Annotated in this window: 11 protein-coding genes and 1 tRNA gene; 4 read left to right on the top strand and 8 right to left on the bottom strand. The window is 72.4% G+C overall.

The window, feature by feature from the left end:
• Positions 1-42: 42 nt before the first annotated feature.
• The 6 genes from Q5425_RS23860 to Q5425_RS23835 all read right to left on the bottom strand — a co-directional run bounded on the left by Q5425_RS23860 (position 43) and on the right by Q5425_RS23835 (position 13312).
• A complete protein-coding gene (locus Q5425_RS23860) occupies positions 43-678 on the bottom strand; it encodes a hypothetical protein (protein WP_308674514.1) in 636 nt (211 codons plus the stop codon).
• Positions 671-1090, bottom strand: coding sequence for a thioesterase family protein (locus Q5425_RS23855; RefSeq protein ID WP_308674513.1), 420 nt, complete (start codon positions 1088-1090; stop codon positions 671-673). The genes Q5425_RS23860 and Q5425_RS23855 overlap by 8 nt, the downstream gene beginning before the upstream one ends.
• The gene (locus tag Q5425_RS23850; RefSeq protein WP_308674512.1) at positions 1087-6078 is read right to left on the bottom strand and encodes an NAD-glutamate dehydrogenase; all 4992 of its coding nucleotides are present in this window, start codon (positions 6076-6078) and stop codon (positions 1087-1089) included. The genes Q5425_RS23855 and Q5425_RS23850 overlap by 4 nt, the downstream gene beginning before the upstream one ends.
• 675 nt (positions 6079-6753) lie before the next feature.
• Positions 6754-9462: a hypothetical protein gene (locus tag Q5425_RS23845; protein ID WP_308674511.1), complete on the bottom strand. Its 2709-nt coding sequence runs from the start codon at positions 9460-9462 to the stop codon at positions 6754-6756.
• A 16-nt stretch (positions 9463-9478) separates the two neighbouring features.
• The gene (gene ettA / locus Q5425_RS23840; protein ID WP_308674510.1) at positions 9479-11155 is read right to left on the bottom strand and encodes an energy-dependent translational throttle protein EttA; all 1677 of its coding nucleotides are present in this window, start codon (positions 11153-11155) and stop codon (positions 9479-9481) included.
• Positions 11156-11284: 129 nt separating this feature from the next.
• On the bottom strand, positions 11285-13312 hold the full coding sequence (locus tag Q5425_RS23835; RefSeq protein WP_308674509.1) for a cytochrome c oxidase assembly protein: 2028 nt from the start codon (positions 13310-13312) through the stop codon (positions 11285-11287).
• Positions 13313-13368: 56 nt separating this feature from the next.
• On the opposite strand from Q5425_RS23835, the gene Q5425_RS23830 reads away from it, so the two are divergent.
• On the top strand, positions 13369-14007 hold the full coding sequence (locus Q5425_RS23830) for a phosphoglycerate mutase family protein (protein WP_308674508.1): 639 nt from the start codon (positions 13369-13371) through the stop codon (positions 14005-14007).
• Here Q5425_RS23830 and Q5425_RS23825 read toward each other — a convergent pair.
• Both Q5425_RS23825 and Q5425_RS23820 read right to left on the bottom strand, forming a co-directional pair.
• Positions 13981-15168, bottom strand: a complete 1188-nt coding sequence (locus Q5425_RS23825) for a sensor histidine kinase (RefSeq protein ID WP_396135221.1) — start codon at positions 15166-15168, stop codon at positions 13981-13983. The genes Q5425_RS23830 and Q5425_RS23825 overlap by 27 nt on opposite strands.
• A gap of 175 nt (positions 15169-15343) precedes the next feature.
• On the bottom strand, positions 15344-16525 hold the full coding sequence (locus Q5425_RS23820; RefSeq protein ID WP_308674507.1) for an MFS transporter: 1182 nt from the start codon (positions 16523-16525) through the stop codon (positions 15344-15346).
• A gap of 75 nt (positions 16526-16600) precedes the next feature.
• On the opposite strand from Q5425_RS23820, the gene Q5425_RS23815 reads away from it, so the two are divergent.
• From Q5425_RS23815 to Q5425_RS23805, 3 genes are all read left to right on the top strand, one after another.
• Entirely contained in the window at positions 16601-17650 is a 1050-nt protein-coding gene (locus Q5425_RS23815; protein ID WP_308674506.1) for a LacI family DNA-binding transcriptional regulator, read from the top strand.
• 176 nt (positions 17651-17826) lie between these two features.
• Complete coding sequence (locus tag Q5425_RS23810; RefSeq protein WP_308674505.1) at positions 17827-18201, top strand: peptidase inhibitor family I36 protein; 375 nt, start codon at positions 17827-17829, stop codon at positions 18199-18201.
• 1264 nt (positions 18202-19465) lie between these two features.
• Positions 19466-19542: transfer RNA gene (locus tag Q5425_RS23805), tRNA-Arg, on the top strand.
• Positions 19543-19700: the final 158 nt, after the last annotated feature.

Below are 19700 nucleotides of genomic sequence, written 5' to 3'. Positions count from 1 at the left end.
GCCACCGCCCGGCGAAAAGCGGTGGCCGCCGTAAGGACTTGGTCAGAACAGCAGCGGCAGCAGCGCGTGCCGGCGCCGCACGATCGCGCCGTACCGCGCGTCCAGGCGCAGCCACGAGTCCGTCGCCGTCACGCGGACGACGTCGCCCTCCACGTCCGAGTCCACGAACCCCATGCCGGACATCGCGAACAGGCACCGCATCTGGACCTTGACCTCGACCGTGCCGCCGCTCACGGTCAGCACCGCCTGGTCCATCAGCGACGCCGGTGGTGTCCCGTGCGGGCCGGCGTTGTCCCTGGCCAGTGTCACGCCGCGGTCCGCCAGCTCCGCCACGACCCGCGCCGGGAGCTCGTCGACCAGCGGCCAGCGGCCCGGCGGCGGCAGCTCGCCGTGCCACAACAGGTCGCGGGCCGGGCCCGGGTCCATCCGGGGCCCGCCCGCCACGGTCAGCGCCGCGAGCAGCTCGTTGCCGGACACCGTGACGTCGCCGGGGGTGACGTCCCCGGCCACCGCGCGGGTGGCCAGGCACTCGAACGGCGTTGCCGTCCAGGCCTCGACCACGCCGTCGCCGCGCTGCCGCAGCCGGACGGCCGTCTGGCCGTCCAGCCGGACCGCGCGGGCGACAAACGCGCCGAGGGTCTCCCGGTCGGCCGCGTCCGGCACGAACAACTCAGGCATCCGCGAACCCCTGCTTCAGAAACTCCGACTCGGCCGGGGTGAGCCTACGCGGCCGCAGCTCGGCCGTGTCGTACGGCGCCAGCACCGTTTCGGCCGTGACCGCCACCGGGTCGTCCGCGGCGGGCCCGCCGTGGACGCGGTAGGCCAGCGTGAAGCTCGCGGCCCGCAGCTCGGTCAGGTCGATGCCGATCCGCAGCTGCTGCCCGGACACCACGATCGGCCGCTTGTAGGCCACTTCCAGCCGCACCACGACGATGCCCTTCGGCAGCTGCTCCAGCCCCGCTTCGACCGCCGCACCGAACAACAGCGGGATGCGCGCCTCTTCGAGCAGCGTGACCAGCTTCGCGTGGTTGATGTGGCCGTAGACGTCCATGTCCGTCCAGCGCGGGCGGACGTGCGCAACGTAGGTCACCGCACCGTGCTCCGGATCTGGCGGGCCGCCACCGACAGCATCGCCAGGTCGAGCCGGTCGGACTTGGTGATCTCGTCCAGCGCCACGCGCGTCCGCTGCAGCCGGGACGCGTTCGTCTTCTCCCACTGGGCGATCTTGGCGTCCCCGGACGAGCCGGGATCACTGTGCCGCAGCGCGTCCAGCGTGATCGCCCGCAGCGAACCGTAGACGTCGTCGCGCAGCGAGAGCCGGGCGAGCGCGTGCCAGCGGTTGCCGCGTTCGAGCTTGCTGATCTCGGTGAGCATCGAGTCGATGTCCAGGTGCGCCGAGAGCGCGTAGTACAGCTCTGCCGTTTCAGCCGGGCTGTGCACGGCGTCCACGCCGATCTGCTGCTCGGCGAGCTCGGCCACCTCGGTGACGTCGAGCAGGCCGTAGGTGTGCAGCAGCAGCGACACGCGGCGGGCGAGGCTCGCCGGCACTCCGGCGCCGATCAGCTCGTCCGCGTGCGCCTGCACCGACTCGGCCTCGCGGCCGCGCAGCAGGTCGCCGATCTTCGGGACGAGCTTGCCCAGCACCCGGCCGAAGCGCTTGATCTCCGACAGCGGGGCCAGCGGCTGCGGCCGGTTGGTGAGGAACCAGCGCGCGGCCCGGTCGAGCAGCCGCCGCGTCTCCAGCACCATCGCGTCGGCGACGTCGGTGTGCACGACGTTGTCGAGCGCGTCGATCTCCTGCCACAGCGCGGGGAGGTCGAACACCTGCGTCACGACCGCGTACGCGCGCACCGCGTCGGTCGCGGTCGCGTTCATCTCCTCCATCAGCCGGTAGACGAACGAGATGCCACCGCCGTCGACCACCTCGTTGGCGATCATCGTGGTGATGATCTGGCGGCGCAGCGGGTGCTCGCCGATGGCGTCGGCGAACCGCTCGCGCAGCGGCTTCGGGAAGTACCCGGGCAGCCGGGCCGCGAAGACCTTCGAGTCGGGCAGATCGCTGGCCAGCAGCTCGTCCTTCAGCTCCAGCTTGACGTGGGCCAGCAGGGTCGCCAGCTCCGGCGAAGTGAGGCCCTTGCCCGCCTTCTCCAGCTCGCGGAACTCCGAGTTGCCGGGCAGCGCTTCGAGCTTGCGGTCGAAGGCACCCGCGGCCACCAGCGCCTGCACCTGGCGCGCGTGCACCGAGACCATCGGCGCGGCGTGCGCCCGGCTGACGCCGAGGACGGCGTTCTGCCGGTAGTTGTCCTTGAGCACCAGCGCGCCGACCTCGTCGGTCATCTCCTCCAGCAGCTCGTTGCGCTGTTCGCGCTCCAGCTTGCCCGTCTGCACGAGATGGTCGAGCAGGATCTTGATGTTGACCTCGTGGTCGGAGCAGTCGACGCCGGCCGAGTTGTCGAGCGCGTCGGTGTTGATCTTGCCGCCGCCCCGGGCGAACTCGATCCGGCCGAGCTGGGTGAGGCCGAGGTTGCCGCCTTCGCCGAAGACCTTGACCCGCAGCTGCTTGCCGTCGACGCGGATGGCGTCGTTGGCCTTGTCGCCGGCCGCGGCGTGGGTTTCGGACTCCGCCTTGACGTAGGTGCCGATGCCGCCGTTCCACAGCAGCTCGACCGGCGCCAGCAGGATCGCCTGGATCAGGTCCATCGGCGCCAGCGCCGTGACACCGCTGTCCAGGCCGAGCGCGGCGCGGACCTGCGGGCTGACCGGGATCGACTTCGCCGTGCGCGGGTAGATCCCGCCGCCTTCGCTGATCAGCGAGCGGTCGTAGTCGTCCCACGAGCTGCGCGGCAGGTCGAACAGCCGCCGCCGCTCGGCGTACGACGTCGCCGCATCGGGGTCCGGGTCGAGGAAGACGTGCATGTGGTTGAACGCCGCGACCAGGCGGATGTGCTCCGACAGCAGCATGCCGTTGCCGAAGACGTCACCCATCATGTCGCCGATGCCGACCACGGTGAAGTCCTCGGTCTGGGTGTCCTTGCCCAGCTCGCGGAAGTGCCGCTTGACGCTCTCCCAGGCACCCTTCGCCGTGATGCCCATGGCCTTGTGGTCGTAGCCGACCGAGCCGCCGGAGGCGAAGGCGTCGCCCAGCCAGAAGCCGTACTGCGCCGAGACCTCGTTGGCGATGTCGGAGAACTTCGCCGTGCCCTTGTCGGCCGCGACGACCAGGTAGGAGTCGTCGGCGTCGTGCCGGACGACACCGGGCGCGGGGACGGTCTTGCCCTCGATGCGGTTGTCGGTCAGGTCGAGCAGGCCCGAGATGAACATGCGGTAGCAGGCGATGCCCTCGGTGAGCTGGGCGTCGCGGTCGATGCTCGCGTCGCCGCTCGGGGCCGGCGGGCTCTTGACGACGAAGCCGCCCTTCGCGCCGACCGGCACGATCACGGCGTTCTTCACCGCCTGCGCCTTGACCAGGCCGAGGATTTCGGTGCGGAAGTCCTCCCGGCGGTCCGACCAGCGCAGGCCACCGCGCGCGACCTCGCCGAAGCGCAGGTGCACGCCCTCGACGCGCGGCGAGTAGACGAAGATTTCGAACTTCGGCCGCGGCTCGGGCAGGTCGGGCACGCCGGCCGGGTCGAGCTTGATCGCCAGGAACGACCGCGACCGCCCGTCGGTGCCCATGACGTGGTAGTTCGTGCGCAGCGTGGCCTGGATGACGGCCATCAGGCGGCGCAGGATCCGGTCTTCGTCGAGGCTGGTGACCTCGTCGATCATCGCGGTCAGCTCGGCGGCCAGCGCCTCGGTGGCGGACTCGCGGTCGGCGTCGGGCAGCTTCGGGTCGAACCGGGCCTCGAACAGCCGCAGCAGGTTGGTCGCGATCTGCGTGTGGTTCAGCAGCGTGTTCTGGATGTAGTCCTGGGAGAACGCGCTGCCGGCCTGGCGCAGGTAGCGCGAGTACGCCCGCAGCACGGCGGCCTGGCGCCAGGTGAGGCCGCCGCGCAGGACGAGACCGTTGAGGCCGTCGACCTCGGCGTCGCCCCGCCAGGCGGCCTCGAAGGCGTCCTGGAACCGGCCGCGCAGCTCTTCGACGGCTTCGTCGTCGGACTCGTCGAGCATCTTCTGGTCGACGCGCAGGCCGAAGTCGTAGATCCAGCACGCGCCGCCGTCCTCGCGGTGCAGCTCGTACGGCCGCTCGTCGACCACCTCGACGCCCATGGCCTGCAGCACCGGCAGGACCTTCGAGAGCGTGACGCCCTCGCCGCGCAGGTAGAGCTTGAAGCGCCGCTCCCCGGGCCCGGCGTCGGCGGGCCGGTAGAACGACAGCGCGAGGTCGCCTTCGTCGGTCAGCGAGTCCAGCGAACGGAGGTCCGCCAGCGCCTCTTCGGCGGTGAAGTCCTCCTTGTAGCCCTCGGGGAAGACCATCGCGAAGCGCTGGCCCTGCTCGGTGGCCGACTCCTCGCCGACGATCCCGACCGCGACGCCGCCGTCGGCGCGCTCACGGCGTTCGTCGAGGACCGCCTCGACCATCCGGTCGTCCCAGGTGCGGACGGCGTTGTTCAGCCGGTCCTGGATCTTGAGCGTGTCCGGCTCGAGCCGGCGCGCCGGGTCGGTGTGCACGACGAAGTGCACCTGCGCCAGGACGGTCTCGCCGATCCGCGCGCTGTATTCGAGCTGGGTGCCTTCGAGCTCTTCGAGCAGGACTTCCTGCATCGCCAGCCGCGAGCGTGTCGTGTAGCGGTCGCGCGGGAGGTAGACCAGGCAGGAGTAGAAGCGGCCGTAGGGGTCGCGGCGCAGGAACAGCCGCAGCCGGCGGCGGTCCGAGAGCGTGATCGCGCCGGTCGTCGTCGAGTACAGCGAGTCGGTGTCGGCGGAGAACAGGTCGGCCCGCGGCCAGTTCTGCAGGATTTCGAGCATCCGCTGGCCGGAGAACGACTCGATCGGGAAGCCGGCGCGGTGGATGACCTCGCGCACGCGCTTGCACACCACCGGGATGTCGAGGACGTTCTCGTGCAGCGCGGTGGTGGTGAACATGCCGAGGAAGCGGTGCTCGCCGGTGACGTTGCCCGCGGCGTCGAAGGTCTTCACGCCGACGTAGTAGGGGTAGACCGGCCGGTGCACGGTCGAGGGGGCGCTCGCCTGGGTCAGCACCAGCAGCGTCGGCGCGAGGGCGGTGGCGGCGGTGTCCGGGCCGGCGGTGAGGCCGCGGGCGGCGAGGCTGTCCTGGCGCAGCACGCCCAGCCCGGAGGCGAGGACGGCGCGCAGGGCCGGCGCGGCGTTTTCGCCGGAGTCCGGGCTGTCGATCAGCTCGTAGCGGCGGTAGCCGAGGAACGTGAAGTGGCCGTCGGCCAGCCAGCGCAGCAGCCGGGCCCCCTCGGCCACCTCTCCCTGGGGCAGCTGCGGCGGGTCCGTCTCCAGTTCGCTCGCCAGCTGGCAGGCGGTCTGGGCCATCTTCTCGGCGTCCTCGACGACCTCTCGGACGTCGCCCAGCACGCTGGAAAGGCGGTTGTCGAGCTCGCGGGCGCGGTTGCGGTCGGTGACGAAGTCGATCTCGATGTACATCCACGACTCGGCGGCCGAGTTCGCGGGCGGCTCGGCCGGGTCCGCGTCGGGGTGGACCTCGAGCAGCTCGCCGGTCAGGTCGCGGCTGACCACCACGATCGGGTGAACGATGCGCTGCACCTGCACGCCGTCGCGGGCGAACTCCGCGGCGATCGAGTCGACCAGGTAGGGCATGTCGTCGGTGACGACCTGCACGACGGTGGCCTCGCGGGCCCACCCGTCCTCGGCGACGGTCGGGTTCAGCAGCCGCACGGCCGGGCGGCCGGGCATCCGGTGCTTGGCCAGCTGCAGGTGCGAGCGGACGGCGCCGACCAGGTTGACGGGCTCGTCGCCGACGATTTCTTCCGGCGGGATGTGCCGGTAGTAGAGCCGGATGAGCTCACCGATCTCCGGCGCCAGCCCGGCGGCGGAGTCGATCAGGTCGTCCCTGATCTGCTCCGGGCTGGCCGGGGAGCGCGGGGCACCGAATTCGGGTTCGGCGTCGGCTCCGGTTCCGGGTGGGGACGAGACTCCGGTCGAGCTCATTTGAGGCAACTCTCCAGTTTGCGTGAGGTGGCACCGCGCCGGTTCGGCGTTGAGCCGGCCACCCCACACTAATGCGCCGGGATCGCGGATCACATGAAGACCCAGGGGTTCCCCGGGGCGCGGAAACCCTTCCGGGACAGCGGATTCGCGTGATCGGTCAAGCTACTGACGGGTTGCGTTCCCGGGGTCCGCGCAGCGCTGACCAGCCTCGGTCCGCGAGCGGCGCGGCGGGAGAGGCCAACGTGATCGGTTCAGCTCACGGGCGGCGACGCCGTTCGGCGAGCGCTGTCGGCCGGTCGGCGACGTCGCATGGGGAGGGAACCGGCGGCGGAGGGTGTGCGGCAGGTTGGCGACAAAACCGGGTGTCTCACCGACTGGGCGGGTTCCGGAGGTCGCGAATGACTCATTGGGGACCTTGGGGGTCCCGAATGAGTCATTCGCGGCTTGGGGACTCGGTCTGGTGGGCAGGTCGGTCGCGGGAGTCCGGCGCCGTGGGCCGTTGCGGCGGCGGCTTGGCCGTTGCGGCGGCGGCTTGGCGGCCCCAGCGCGGCCGAGCGAGCTGCGGCCGCGGGAGCCGGCCGCAGTGGCCGTTGCGGCCTGAGCGGACCCAAAGCGGCCGCGCAGGGTCAGTCGCGCGAGCCGCGGCCGAGGGTGCCGTCGAAGTGCACCGAGCGGTCAGTCGCGCGAACGGCGGCCGCGGGAGTCCGATACCTCGGCGCCGTGGCCGTTGCGGCCGTGGCCGTTGCGGCGGCCCGTGTCCTCGGAGCCGAGCTGCTTGACGAGCGCGGCCGCGCTGGCCGTGCCTGCCTGGTGCTCGGCGAGGGCGCGGGCGAGCAGGTCGGCGAGACCGGCGTCCGGCGGTGGCTCGTCCTCCGCGATCGCGCGCGCGTAGCTCTCCGGGAACGGGGCCGTCGCCGGTGTCCAGTGGCCGAAGTCCTCCATCGGCTCCAGCGACGGTGGCATCCGCAGCCGCGGCAGCCACGGTTCGGCCTCGTCGCGGTAGTCCGGCACCGACGGTGGTTCGTCCTCCGGCCGCGGCGGCGGAGCGAGCTCGGGTTCGGGCCGGGCCGGTTCCCCGGCCCGCGGGCTTTCGGCATCTTCCGCCCGGCGACGGCCCCCGGCACCTCCGGAAGCCGAGATGCCCAGCCGGTCCAGCACCGACCGCGCGGCCACCGAGCCGTGCTTGGCATCGTGGCGCGTCGAAGGCTGCGGCTCAGGCCGGCGCTCCTCCGGCTCCCACGACTCCCGCTCGGCGGCGGGCTCGGGCGCGAGCGGCAGCGCCGGCGTGACCCGCGTGGGTGCCGAATCCCGTTCGGCGGCGGTCTCCCGCAGCCGCGCTTCGGCCAGCGCGGCCCAGGAGAACTTGGTCTTCCCGCTCTCGACGCTCGGCGCCACCTCGGGAGGACGTTCCTCGGCGGCCTCGGGACGCCGCTCGGACGGCGATTCGGCGGGTTCCCGCGTGGCCCGCACCTCGACGGGCTCGGACCGGTATTCCGGCTCCGGCGCCGACCGCACCTCGATCGGCTCGGGTCGCTGCTCCGCCTCCCGGCCATGCTCCCGCGCGGATCGCGCTTCGACAGGTTCGGACCGATACCCAGGCTCCCGCCCAGACGGCGACTCGGCCGCCTCGGCCCGATGTCCCGGCTCCCGCGAAGACCCGGTCTCGGCAGGTTCGAACCGATACCCAGGCTCCCGCCCAGGCCGCGACTCGGCCGCCTCGGACCGATGTCCCGACTCCCGCGAAGACCCAGTCTCGGCAGGTTCGAACCGATACCCAGGCTCCCGCGCGGATCGCACCTCGACAGGTTCGGACCGGTACTCCGGCTCCCGCGCAGGCCGCGACTCGGCCGCCTCGGACCGATGTCCCGGCTCCCGCGTAGACCGCACCTCGGCAACCTCAGGCCGGTTCTCAACCGACCTCGTCCCAGCCGACTCCGGCTCCGGCCGAAACTCCGGCTCCCGCTCCGGCCGCACCTCGCCCGGCCGCCGCTCCACGACGATCGGTTCCGGGCGCACCCGGGGCTCCGGGCGCCGCACCGGCGCCGGCGGCTCGTCCCGCACCGCCGGCATCAGCGTCGTCTCGGCGGCGTCGGCCGTCACCCGCGGCCGTTCGAACGACCAGGCGGGAGCCGGCTGCCGCGGTGCCGATGCCTCCTCGCGCCCGAACGACCAGGCCGGCGTCCGTGGCGAAGGCGCCGGCTCGGGCGCGACGACCGGCACCGGCCGCGACGGCACCGCCTTGAGCACCTCGTCCAAGTCCACCGACGCCGGTTCCCCCGTGCCGAACTCGCCGGCCAGCACGCTGCACGCCTGACGGCGGGCCCGTGCGTGCAGCTGCTCGGCCGCCCGTGAGCGGTACAGGCACGCGATGGCCTCCTCCGCCTGCCCGAACCGCTCCTGCAGCTGGGCCAGCTCGAGCCACAACCGCGCGGTGACCGCCGGGAGCCCGTGCCGGTCGGTGCTCGCGACGGCTTCGCGAACCAGCTCGATCGCCGCTTCGCCCGCCCCCGAGGGCAGGTGGATCCGCGTCGCGACGGCCAGCCGCAGCCAGCCCATCGGCGCGACGCCGGCCGCCCGCACCGGCTCGGCCAGCACCGGCTCGGCGATTTCGTACGCCATTTCCGCGTCGCCGCGGTCGAGCAGCGTGCTGACCAGCAGCAGCACCAGGCGGATCCGGACGAGGCCGCCGTCGTCGGCCGGGTTGTCGAGCTTCTCCAGGAACCCGAGCCCGGTCCGTGCGGCGTCGGCCGCGGCCGTCAGGTCTCCGTGGCGGCGCCGGTGCGACGCCGTACCCACGCGCAGCAGCGCCCGCACCAGCAGCTGGGTGTCGGCGCCCAGCGATTCGTCGCCGACGACGAGCTTGTCCGCCTCGACGAGCACGCGGTCCAGCTCCGGCTTGCGCCCGAGCTGGCCCAGGCAGCCGACGAGGTGGCACAGCGCGGCCGCCCGGTGCACCGGCGAGACGACGGGGTCGGTCAGCACCGGCCGCAACGCGGCGAGACCGGTGAGCGGCACGCCCAGGCTGCGGGCGCACACGGCGAGGTCGATGCGCAGCCGCGCGGCGATGTCGCCGTAGCCGGCGTGCTCGGCCGCGCGCAGGGCCGCGACCGCGCGCCCGACCATGCCCGGCCGCTCGCCGAGCCGGACGCGCGCGGACACGACCAGGCTTTCGGCCCGGATCCACTGTTCGTCGGCGCCGGCGGCCTCCGAGAGCGCGGCGGCACGTTCGCCGAGGACCAAGGCGAGCTCGGGCGCCCGCAGGTGCAGGGCGTCCGCCCGCTCGATCAGCCGTCCGACTGCGGAGAGGGTTCCCCCGGCATTGGCGGAGCGCCCGCTCTCAGTGCGCGAGAGCGGGCCCGTCCGGTGCTGCTTGCTGGCTTCCACGGGGAAACCCGCCCCCTCAGTCGCGGGTCAGCTTGCGGTGGGTGACACGGTGCGGGCGGGCGGCCTCGGCGCCCATCCGCTCCACCTTGTTCTTCTCGTACCCTTCGAAGTTGCCCTCGAACCAGAACCACTGCGCGGGGTTCTCGTCCGTGCCTTCCCAAGCCAGGATGTGCGTCGCGACCCGGTCGAGGAACCACCGGTCGTGGGAAATCACGACGGCGCAGCCGGGGAACTGCTCCAGCGCGTTCTCCAGCGAGCCCAGCGTCTCGACGTCCAGGTCGTTCGTCGGCTCGTCGAGCAGGATCAGGTTCCCGCCCTGCTTGAGCGTCAGCGCCAGGTTGAGCCGATTGCGCTCACCACCGGAGAGCACGCCCGCCGGCTTCTGCTGGTCCGGCCCCTTGAAGCCGAACGCGCTGACGTACGCCCGCGACGGCATTTCGGTCTGGCCGACGTGGATGTAGTCCAGCTCGTCGGAGACGACCTGCCAGACGGTCTTCTTCGGGTCGATCCCACCGCGGTTCTGGTCCACATAGGACAGCTTGACCGTCTCGCCGATCTTGACCACGCCGTCGTCCGGCTCCTCGAGCCCGACGATGGTCTTGAACAGCGTCGTCTTGCCGACGCCGTTCGGGCCGATGACGCCGACGATGCCGTTGCGCGGCAGGTCGAACGACAGGCCGTCGATGAGGACACGGCCGTCGAAGCCCTTCTGCAGCTTCTCGACCTCGACCACGACGTTGCCCAGCCGCGGGCCCGGCGGGATCTGGATCTCTTCGAAGTCCAGCTTGCGGTGCTTGTCCGCCTCCGCCGCCATCTCCTCGTAGCGGTCGAGCCGCGACCGGGACTTGGTCTGCCGCGCCTTCGCGTTGGACCGCACCCACTCGAGCTCGGTCTTCAGGCGCTTCGCGAGCTTCTGGTCCTTCTTGCCCTGGACCTCGAGGCGCTCGCGCTTCTTCTCCAGGTACGTCGAGTAGTTGCCCTCGTAACCGACGACGCGGCCGCGGTCGATCTCCATGATCCACTGGGCCACGTTGTCGAGGAAGTACCGGTCGTGGGTGACGGCGAGGACGGCGCCCGCGTAACGGGAGAGGAACTGCTCGAGCCACAGGACACTTTCGGCGTCCAGGTGGTTGGTGGGCTCGTCGAGCAGCAGCAGGTCGGGCGCCGACAGCAGCAGCTTGCAGAGCGCGACCCGGCGGCGCTCACCACCGGAGAGGTGGGTGACGCCTTCGTCCGGCGGCGGGCAGCGCAGCGCGTCCATGGCCTGCTCGACGGTCGAGTCGAGCTCCCAGGCGTCGGCGTGGTCCAGCTCCTCCTGGAGCTGACCCATCTCCTCCATCAGCGCGTCGCTGTAGTCGGTCGCCATCAGCTCGGCGATCTCGTTGTAGCGATCGAGCTTGGTCTTGATCTCGCCGAGGCCCTCCTCGACGTTCTGCCGGACCGTCTTCTCCTCGTTGAGCTCCGGCTCCTGCATGAGGATGCCGACGGAGGCGCCGGGCTGGAGGAAGGCTTCGCCGTTGCTGGCCTGCTCGATCCCCGCCATGATCTTGAGAACGGTGGACTTACCGGCACCGTTCGGCCCGACCACGCCGATCTTGGCGCCGGGGTAGAACGCGGTGCTGACGTCGTCGAGGATGACCTTGTCCCCGACGGTCTTGCGCACCTTCTTCATGGTGTAGATGAACTCGGCCATACCCACGATCGTAGAGCGCACCTGATCGCGGCTCGACGCCGGTCACCGTCGGACTACCGAAAGTCAGCCCGAGATCACGGCGAGAGTACCGAAACCGCCGTTTTCCCGGGAAGCGGACGGGCCTCAACCTCAACTGGAACCCGAGGGTCGGTTGCCCTCGGCGAGGTTCTTGAGCATCGCGTTGTAGGCGTTCAGCTCCTCGTCGCCCGTCACCGCTTCGCGCCGGTCACGCCGCTTCGCCTCGCGCTCGTCCTGACGCGACCACTGCACCAGCAGCGCGATCAGCACCAGCAGCACCGGGACCTCGCCCGCGGCCCACGCGATGCCGCCGCCGAGCCGCTGGTCGGCGAGCAGGTCGGTGACCCACGGCAGGTGCAGCTGACCGTAGAACGCCTGCCCGATGACGGTCTGCTTGCTCATCAGGATCACGCCGAAGAAGGCGTGGAACGGCATCGCGGCGAACATCATGCCGAGCCGGCCGAGGTACGGGATCCGCCGCGGCGACGGGTCGACGCCGATCACCGGCCAGTAGAAGACGTACCCGGCGAGCAGGAAGTGCCCGTTCATCGCCAGGTGCGCCCAGTGGTAGTTCAGCGCGGTGTCGAACAGGCCGGAGAAGTACAGCGCGTAGAACGAGCCGACGAACAGCACCAGCGCGACCACCGGGTGCGTGAGGAACCGCGACACCGGGGAGTGCACGAAGGCGACGAGCCACTCGCGCGGCCCGGGCGGGGCCTCCTTGCCCGCGGCGGGCAGGGCGCGCAGCGCGAGCGTCACCGGGCCGCCGAGCACGAACAGCACCGGCGCCACCATCGACAGCAGCATGTGGTTGCCCATGTGGACGCTGAACATGGCCGGCGCGTACCGGCCGACGCCCGACGACGTCGCGATCAGCAGCACCACGCAGCCGGCGATCCAGGCGACCGTGCGGCCGGCCGGCCAGGTGTCGCCGCGGCGCAGCAGCCGCCGGACCCCGGCGAGGTACAGACCACCGAGCACGAGCGCGACGGTGCCGTAGACCAGGTCGAAACGGGTGTCGAAGAGCAGCCGCCACACCGTCGGCGCGCCGTCGAGGTTGTAGCCGATCAGCAGCTCGGTGGTCGACGGCTGGGTGATCGCGTCCGCCGGCGGTGGTGTCCTGGCCAGCCCGGAGGCGATGCCGATCGTGACGAACATGATCAGGATCTCGACGGAAGCCAGGCGCAGCAGCTGGGCGCCGCCCTTGCCGTCGACGAGGTTCGCGACGCCCTTTTCGCGCTGCTGGTGGCCGAACACCCCGAGCAGCAGCAGCGCGACCGTCTTGGCCACGACGAGCAGGCCGTAGTCGGTGGTGAACAGGTCGTTCAGGCCGATCCGGACCAGCGCGTTGACCGCGCCGGAGAGCGCCATCACGATCCAGCAGACCAGGGCCAGCCGGGAAAACCGCTGCGCGGCCAGGCTCAGGTGGTTCCCGCGCCGGTACCCGAGCGCGAGCAGCGCGACCAGGCCGCCCACCCACAGCGACGCGGCGACCAGGTGGAACAGCAGGCTGTTGGTGGCGACGTCGTGCGAGCCGCCGCTGGCGGAGTGCCCGGTGACCGCGACCGGGACCAGCCCGCCGACGGCCAGGAAGAAGAGCACCGCCGTCCAGCCCCAGGACAGCGCGAGCCGGCAGCCGAGCGCGACGAGGACCGCGATCAGCGCCGTCCAGAGCCAGGCCTTCGGCTGTTCGATGGCGCCGACGAGGTCGAGCAGCGTCTGCGGGTCCAGGACGTCGCCGAACGGCTTGCCGGCGGTGTCGGCGGCGGTGAAGGCGACCGAGAGCAGCGCCGCGGCGAACCACACCCAGGCCGCGATCCCCGCCGCGCGCAGGGCGCCGTAGCCCTCGGGCCCGAGCGTCCCGGACTTTTGCGGCGGCACCAGGAAGGCGGCCAGCAGCAGCGACCCGACGCAGATCACCGACGCCGATTCGGACAGCACGCGCATGACGGTTATGCCGTACTTGGTGACCAGCCCCGGATCGGGCAGGCCGGCGATGGCGTAGCCGGCTCCGCCGGTGAGCGCGATCAGGGCGATCGCGACCACGGCGGCCAGCAGGACCCCGACCACGAGCAGGGGCAGCGGACTGGCCCGCCGCTGCGTCGGTACGTCGGGTTTCGTCACGGGCTCGCTGGACACGCCCCCGAGGGTATGCCCCGCCCCCGTGACGCCCGCGTGACGGGCAGGATGGAGCCGTGAAGATGATCCTGCTGCGGCACGCCGAGGCACTCGGCAACGTCGACGAACTCGCCTACACGCGGATTCCCGACCACGCCCTGCCGCTGACCGCGAAGGGACGGCAGGAGGCCCTCGCGGCGGGTCCGGAGATCGCGCGGTTGCTCGACGGCACGCGGCCCGCGGTGTACGTCAGCCCGTACCTGCGCACGCGGGAGACGTTGCGGCTGCTGGACATCGAAGCTTCGTGCGAGCGGCTGGTGCAGGAGCCGCGGCTGCGCGAGCAGGACTGGGGCAACCTGCAGGACCCGGCCGATCAGGCGGTCCAGAAGACCCGGCGCAACGAGTTCGGGCACTTCTTCTACCGGCTGCCGTTCGGCGAGTCGGGCGCGGACGTCGACGACCGCGTCGCGGCGTTCCTCTCGGATCTGCGGCTGCGCGAGGAAAGTCACCCCGAGACGGTGCTGATCGTCTCCCACGGGCTCACGCTGCGGCTGCTGTGCCGCCGGCTCTTCGGCTGGAGCATCGAGCTGTTCGAGTCCCTGTCCAACCCGGCGACCTGCGAATACCGCGTCCTCGAAGAACACGACGGCAAGTGGGCGCTGGACCGCCCGTTCGCCCAGTGGCGGGACTCACCCGACGGGGAAACCCAGCTCTAGCGGGGCGGTCAGCACGACCCGGGTGCCGTGGCCGGGCGCCGAGTCGATGCGTGCGGCGCCGTCGATCTCCGCCATCCGCGCGTGGATCGAGTTCTCGATGCCGAACCCCGCGCGACGCGCGTCGAGGTCGAAGCCCGTGCCGTGATCGCGCACGGACACCGTGACGCCTCCTTCGTGTGCTTCGAGGCACACCACCGCCTTCGCCGTCCTCGCGTGCTTCAAGGTGTTTCGCAGTGCTTCGCGGGTTGCGTCGTGAAGGGCGTTGACGACGGCTTCGGGGAGGTCGGTGGGCTTCGCGAGCACGACGAGGTCGACGCGCAGGCCGTCGGCCGTCATCTCGACCGCCAGCGCGCCGAGGCGGTGTTCGAGCCCGCCCGGCTTGGCGGGTGCGTCGCCGTCGAGGCTCAGCCGCAGGCGCAGGGCGTGCGCGCGGGCGGTGCGGCGGACCTGGTCGAGGCTGCCCCGCGGGTCGACCGCGTCGCCGGGCGCCGGCAGCGCGAGGGACTCCATCACCTGCAGGACGGTGTCGTGGACGTCGCGGCGGTGGCGTTCCCGTTCGGCGGCCCGGCCGCGCTGTTCGCCCAGCCCGAGCGCGAACCGCATCGCCCCGGCGACCAGCAGCACGATCGCCAGTGCCGTCGCCGCGGCCGCGATCAGGGCGAGCAGGATCCACGTGGCGGGCGCCGACGTGCCCGACACCGCGGCCATGCCGTACCGCAGGAGCAGCGCGCCGGCGATGGCGATCGCCCCGGCCGGCGCACCGCGCAGCAGGGTCCAGACCATCACCGTGCCCAGGATGTTCGGCCAGGCCAGGCCCAGCAGCTCAGGTGACTGCGCCGCGAACGCGGCCGCGGCAAAACTCGCGGCGAGCGTGTACGCCGTGTCGGCGGCCAGTACCGGCCGGATGCCGGTGGCCCGGCGGAAGACCCAGGCGACTTCCAGGAGGTTCGGCACCAGGTAGAGGGCGATCGCGAGCCAGAGCACCGGCGCGCTCAGCGGATCACCGGACCAGATCGCCTGCAGGAACAGCGCCAGCCGGAACGCGACGGGCACCAGCACGAGCCGCGGCACGGCGTCCTGCACGAGCGTCAGCCCCGTCCCGCTGACCCGCCCGCTCCGGACGGCGAGCGCCCCCGCGCCGCCGAGCAGTACAACCCTCACGACGTCCTCCCCGGATCAAGGCCCCTACCCTGATCAGCCGACCTGAAATTGAAACGTCGCCGTATTCATTTCAGTTTACCGACGGGGTTCAGCTTGCCTGGCGCACCAGGAGACTGTCAACGCCCGGCGCGTGGCGGAAACGCCGGTCGCGGCACGGATTTCGTACCCGGAACGGCTACCGGCCGATCATCGCGTCCGCTTCTTCCCGCCGGCGCGACCGCCGGGCCGCGACCGCGGCGGGCAGGATCAACGCCGCGACGAGCGCGACGAAGACGAACGCCACGTCGTAGTCCGTCGCCTGCGCGATACCGCCGACGATCGGCGGGCCGCCGAGGAAGCCGGTGTAGGCGATAGCGGTGACAAAGCCGATCTCGCGCTCGCCGCCGGTGCCGTCGCCGCGCTTCCCGGCGTCCCCGGCGAGGCTGAGCGCCAGCGGGAACGACGCGGCGAGCCCCGCCCCGGCCAGCGCGAAGCCGGCGTAACCGGCGGCGGCGACCGGGATCGCGGCCGCGGCGACCAGCCCGGCCGCGGCCAGCGTCGCACCCGCGGCGAGACAGCGGGTCGGGCCGAAGCGGCGTTGCGCCCACGGGCCGCCCAGCCGGACGAGGGCCATGACCAGCTGGAACCCGGCGAACGCGAGGGCCGCGGCGCCCTGGCCGACCCCGCGCTCGACCGTCATCAGCAGCGCGGACCAGTCCGACGACGCGCCTTCGGCGATGGCCGAGCACAGCGCGACCGCGGCGAGCAGCCACAGCACCGGTCGCCGGATCGGCGCCTTGGCCGGCGTGACGGCGGGCTCGTCGGTGTGCTCGGGCCTGCTGCCCGGGACGGCGCGGATCACCAGCGCCAGGACGACGACCGCGACCACGGCGGCCACGGTGAGGTGGCGCCCCGGGGACCAGTCGTGACCGGCGGCGAGGCCCGCGGCCAGCGAACCCGCGAGCGCGCCGACGCTGAAGCCGGCGTGGAACACCGACATCACCGGCTTGCCGAGGCGGCGTTCGACGGCCACCCCGGCGACGTTCATCGCGACGTCCAGCATCCCGACGCTCGCGCCGATCAGCAGCAGGGCCCCGGCCAGCAGCGGAACGGTGGGGGCGAACCCGATCAGCACCAGCGAACCGGCGGCCGACGCGGTGCTCCCGGCGACGACCACCCTGGCGCCCGCCCGCTCGATCAGCCGTCCGGCCACCGAAGCGGCGGCGAGCATCCCGACGCTGGCGCCGAGCAGGGTCAGGCCGAACACGCCGGGCGAGGCGTGCACCTGCGCGGTCAGCGCGGGCGTGCGCGACGCCCACGACCCGAGAGCGAGGCCGTTGAGGGCGAACACGGTGAAGACCGCGATCCGGTCGCGCATGGGCGTCCCCCTTCCGTGATTCCAGCTTGACTGAAGCGCTTCAGAAAGTCCACGGGATCCGGCTAAGCTGCGCGCATGACCCGGCGCCGCCGTCCCACGCTCGACGACGTCGCCTCGGCCGTCGGCGTCTCGCGGGCCACCGTCTCGAACGCCTACAACCGGCCCGATCAGCTGTCCGCCCGGCTGCGGGACCGGGTGCTGCGGGCGGCGGCCGAGCTGGGCTACGCGGGCCCAGACCCGACGGCGCGGAGCCTGGCCACGAGCCGCACGGGCGCGATCGCGGTGCTGCTGGACACGTCGCTGTCGATGGCGTTCTCGGACCCCGCGCTGTACCTGACGCTGGACGCGCTGGCGCGGGTGATCGACTCGCGCGGGCACGCCCTGCTGCTCCTGCCCGGCGGACCGTCCGCCGGCCGCGTGCTCACCGCGCAGGCCGACCTCGCGATCGTGTATTCGCTGCCCGACGGCGCTCCGGCGGTGGACGCGCTACGCACGCGGGAGCTGCCGCTCGTGGTGATCGACCAGCCGCTGCTGCCCGGCGCGGCGCGGATCGGCTGCGCGGACCGGACCGGCGCCGCGCTGGCCGCGCGGCACCTGCTGGACCTGGGGCACCGGCGGTTCGGGATCTTCGCCGCGTGCAGCTGTTTGAAGCCGGGCGGGGGTGGGCTGACCGTGGCGGAAGCGGCCGCCTCGCCCTTCCACGACGTCCGCGAACGGCTGGGCGGCTACCTGGACGAGCTGGGGACGTGCGAAGTCGTCGTCGAGGAGGCTGCCGGGCTGAGCGCGGAGAGCGCGATGGCCGGCGCGTTCGCGCTGCTCGGGGCGGCCCCGCGGCCGACGGCGGTGCTGTGCATGTCCGACCAGCTGGCGCTGGCGGTGCTCGCCGCGGCCCGGCAGCTCGGGATCGACGTGCCGGGCGAGCTGTCGGTGGCCGGCTTCGACGACAGCCCGCCGGCCTCGTGGTCCGCACCGCCGCTGACCACGGTCCGGCAGGACCTCGCGGCCAAGGGGCGGATCGCCGGGGAGCTGGCGCTGGCGTTGCTGGACGGCGATCCGGCGCCGGCCGCGGAGTCGTCCGAGGTGCCGGTTTCCCTGGTCATCCGCGGCAGCACGGGCCCCGCCTAGCACCGTCCCCGCCCCACCGCAAGACCGTTCGCGGATCTGTGGACAACCATTCCCGCACCGCCCGGTTGTCCACAGAATCGAAATAGCGGGCTGACAAATCTCCCCCCGCCCGCCAATCTGGAATCACCAGTTCACCGCGGCCCACGAGAGCCGCGATTCCGGAGGGGAAATCCACCATGTCTGCACGTCGTCTTCGTTCCCGCCTGCCGCACATCGTGGTCCTGGCCATGATCGGGCTCCTGACCAGCGTCGGAGCCGCTCAGGCGGGCACCGATCCGGGCTGCCGCAAGGGCGAGTTCTGCCTGTGGCCGTCCGACGGGTACGGCGGGGAAATCCAGCGTTTCGACCTGCGCACGGCCAATACCGAGGAATGCCTGCCACTACCCGAAGGATTCGACGGGTCGTCGTTCGCGAATCTGATGACCCGCGATGTGACGGTGTACCAGAGCGAGGAATGCTCGACGGAGGGAGATTTTGTGACGTACCCGGGCGGGGGCACGTACGTACCGGACGCCCCGTTCCTGGTCCGCGGCATCCAGATCTGGGAGTGAACCGGTGACCCGGGCCCGCACCGCCGCCCGCTCCAGGAAGCGAGCCGGCTCGCGGCGGCGGCCGGGCCCGACCGGGGCCGCTCCCCGACAGCGGCCCCACCCGTGGGCGCACCTCAGCGGCGGGGTGCGCCCACGGGCCCCCTCGGGGGGTTGGCGGGTGCGCACACGGGCCCCTCCGGGGGGGGTTGGCGGGGTGCGCCCACCGGCTCCCTCGGGGTGTTGCGGTAGGCGAGGCAGCGGTTTGCGGGGTTCGGTGAGCTCTCCGGGCGGCAGGGCAGGTCCCCCGGCGGCCGGCGGCCGGGGCCGGTCGCCCGACGGCCGGCGGCCGGGGCCGGTCGCCCGACGGCCGGCGGCCGGGGCCGGTCGCCCGGCGGACGAGCTGCGGGCTGCAGGGCGCCGGTCGCCAGCCAGCGAGTGCAGGTGGCGGGCCGCAGGTCCGGGAGGGTCTGCGCAGGTCGCCGGCCAGCGGCCCGCGGCGGGCACGCCGCGGGGCCGCAGGAGCCCCTGCGGCTCCGCAGGAGCCCCTGCGGCTCCGCAGGAGCCGCTGCGGGTCGCCAACCGGCGAGCCGTAGCAGGCACACCGTGGGACCGCAGGGTCCACCGCAGGTAGCCAACCGGCGACTGCAGCGGGCCCACCACGGGCCGGGCAGGGGGCCAACACCCCGCTTCGGAAGCCTCGATGGCCCGCGAGCCACCAGACGGGTCACCATCCCCGAGCTGCGGCAGGCGATGGTCTGCGGGGAGGCCCGGCCCTCTCCGAATGGCCAGGCAGGCCGCCACCCGGCGACTGCGGCCGACCGCAGGCTCAGCGGTCGTTCGCCCCAGCGAGCTGCCGCCGAAGCACTCCCGGACCGCCCGGCGCCGGACAAGCCTGCGAATCTCCAGGTCGGAGACCCGGAACTGACCGCGCACGGCCGTCGACCGGAGCCGATCCCGGGCCGGCGAGTTACCCCGAACCGGCCAGCCACCAGCCGGAGCGCCAGCGGACAGAGCAAGAGCCTTCTGATCTCTGAATAGCAGGTTCGAGCCCGTCAGGGAACCCCAACCCACCCGTAGGCCGCCGCCCGCACCGGACAGAGAGGAGCACACACACCGTTGCCATCCGGTTACTGCCGCTTGACCGCGGCCGTCACTTGGCCGAATTCCCGAATTACGTCGAACGAGACCTGAAACGATTCGCCGGTGTCGAACGATCGAGAGGATGGCGACGACTAAGCTGCCGGTGCCGGGCGACCGGCAAGACCGGCAGCGGTCGTCGGCGCGGGCCCTCGTAGCTCAGCTGGATAGAGCAAGAGCCTTCTAATCTCTAGGTCGCAGGTTCGAGTCCTGCCGGGGGCGCCACCAGGGAAGACGCCGTGCGCGGTTGCGCACGGCGCCCCCTGCCACGTGACCGGCCCCACACCGCGGTTCTTCCCGTGCTCCCACTGTGGACGGTGGCGGCCTTCGAACCCCCGCAACGTGCGGCGCCCGGAAGTCGCACCGTGCAAGCGGCCAAGTGG

The organism is Amycolatopsis sp. A133, from assembly GCF_031082405.1.
Lineage (GTDB): Bacteria > Actinomycetota > Actinomycetes > Mycobacteriales > Pseudonocardiaceae > Amycolatopsis.
The sequence above is the reverse complement of the archived record's forward strand: the minus strand, read 5'-3'. Positions and strand labels throughout refer to the sequence as shown.

Bases quoted from the DNA above. Each gene is read 5' to 3' on its own strand.
- Q5425_RS23860 (WP_308674514.1), bottom strand. From the start codon at position 678: ATGCCTGAGTTGTTCGTGCCGGACGCGGCCGACCGGGAGACCCTCGGC.
- Q5425_RS23850 (WP_308674512.1), bottom strand. From the start codon at position 6,078: ATGAGCTCGACCGGAGTCTCGTCCCCACCCGGAACCGGAGCCGACGCC.
- ettA (WP_308674510.1), bottom strand. From the start codon at position 11,155: ATGGCCGAGTTCATCTACACCATGAAGAAGGTGCGCAAGACCGTCGGG.
- Q5425_RS23820 (WP_308674507.1), bottom strand. From the start codon at position 16,525: ATGCGCGACCGGATCGCGGTCTTCACCGTGTTCGCCCTCAACGGCCTC.
- Q5425_RS23815 (WP_308674506.1), top strand. From the start codon at position 16,601: ATGACCCGGCGCCGCCGTCCCACGCTCGACGACGTCGCCTCGGCCGTC.
- Q5425_RS23810 (WP_308674505.1), top strand. From the start codon at position 17,827: ATGTCTGCACGTCGTCTTCGTTCCCGCCTGCCGCACATCGTGGTCCTG.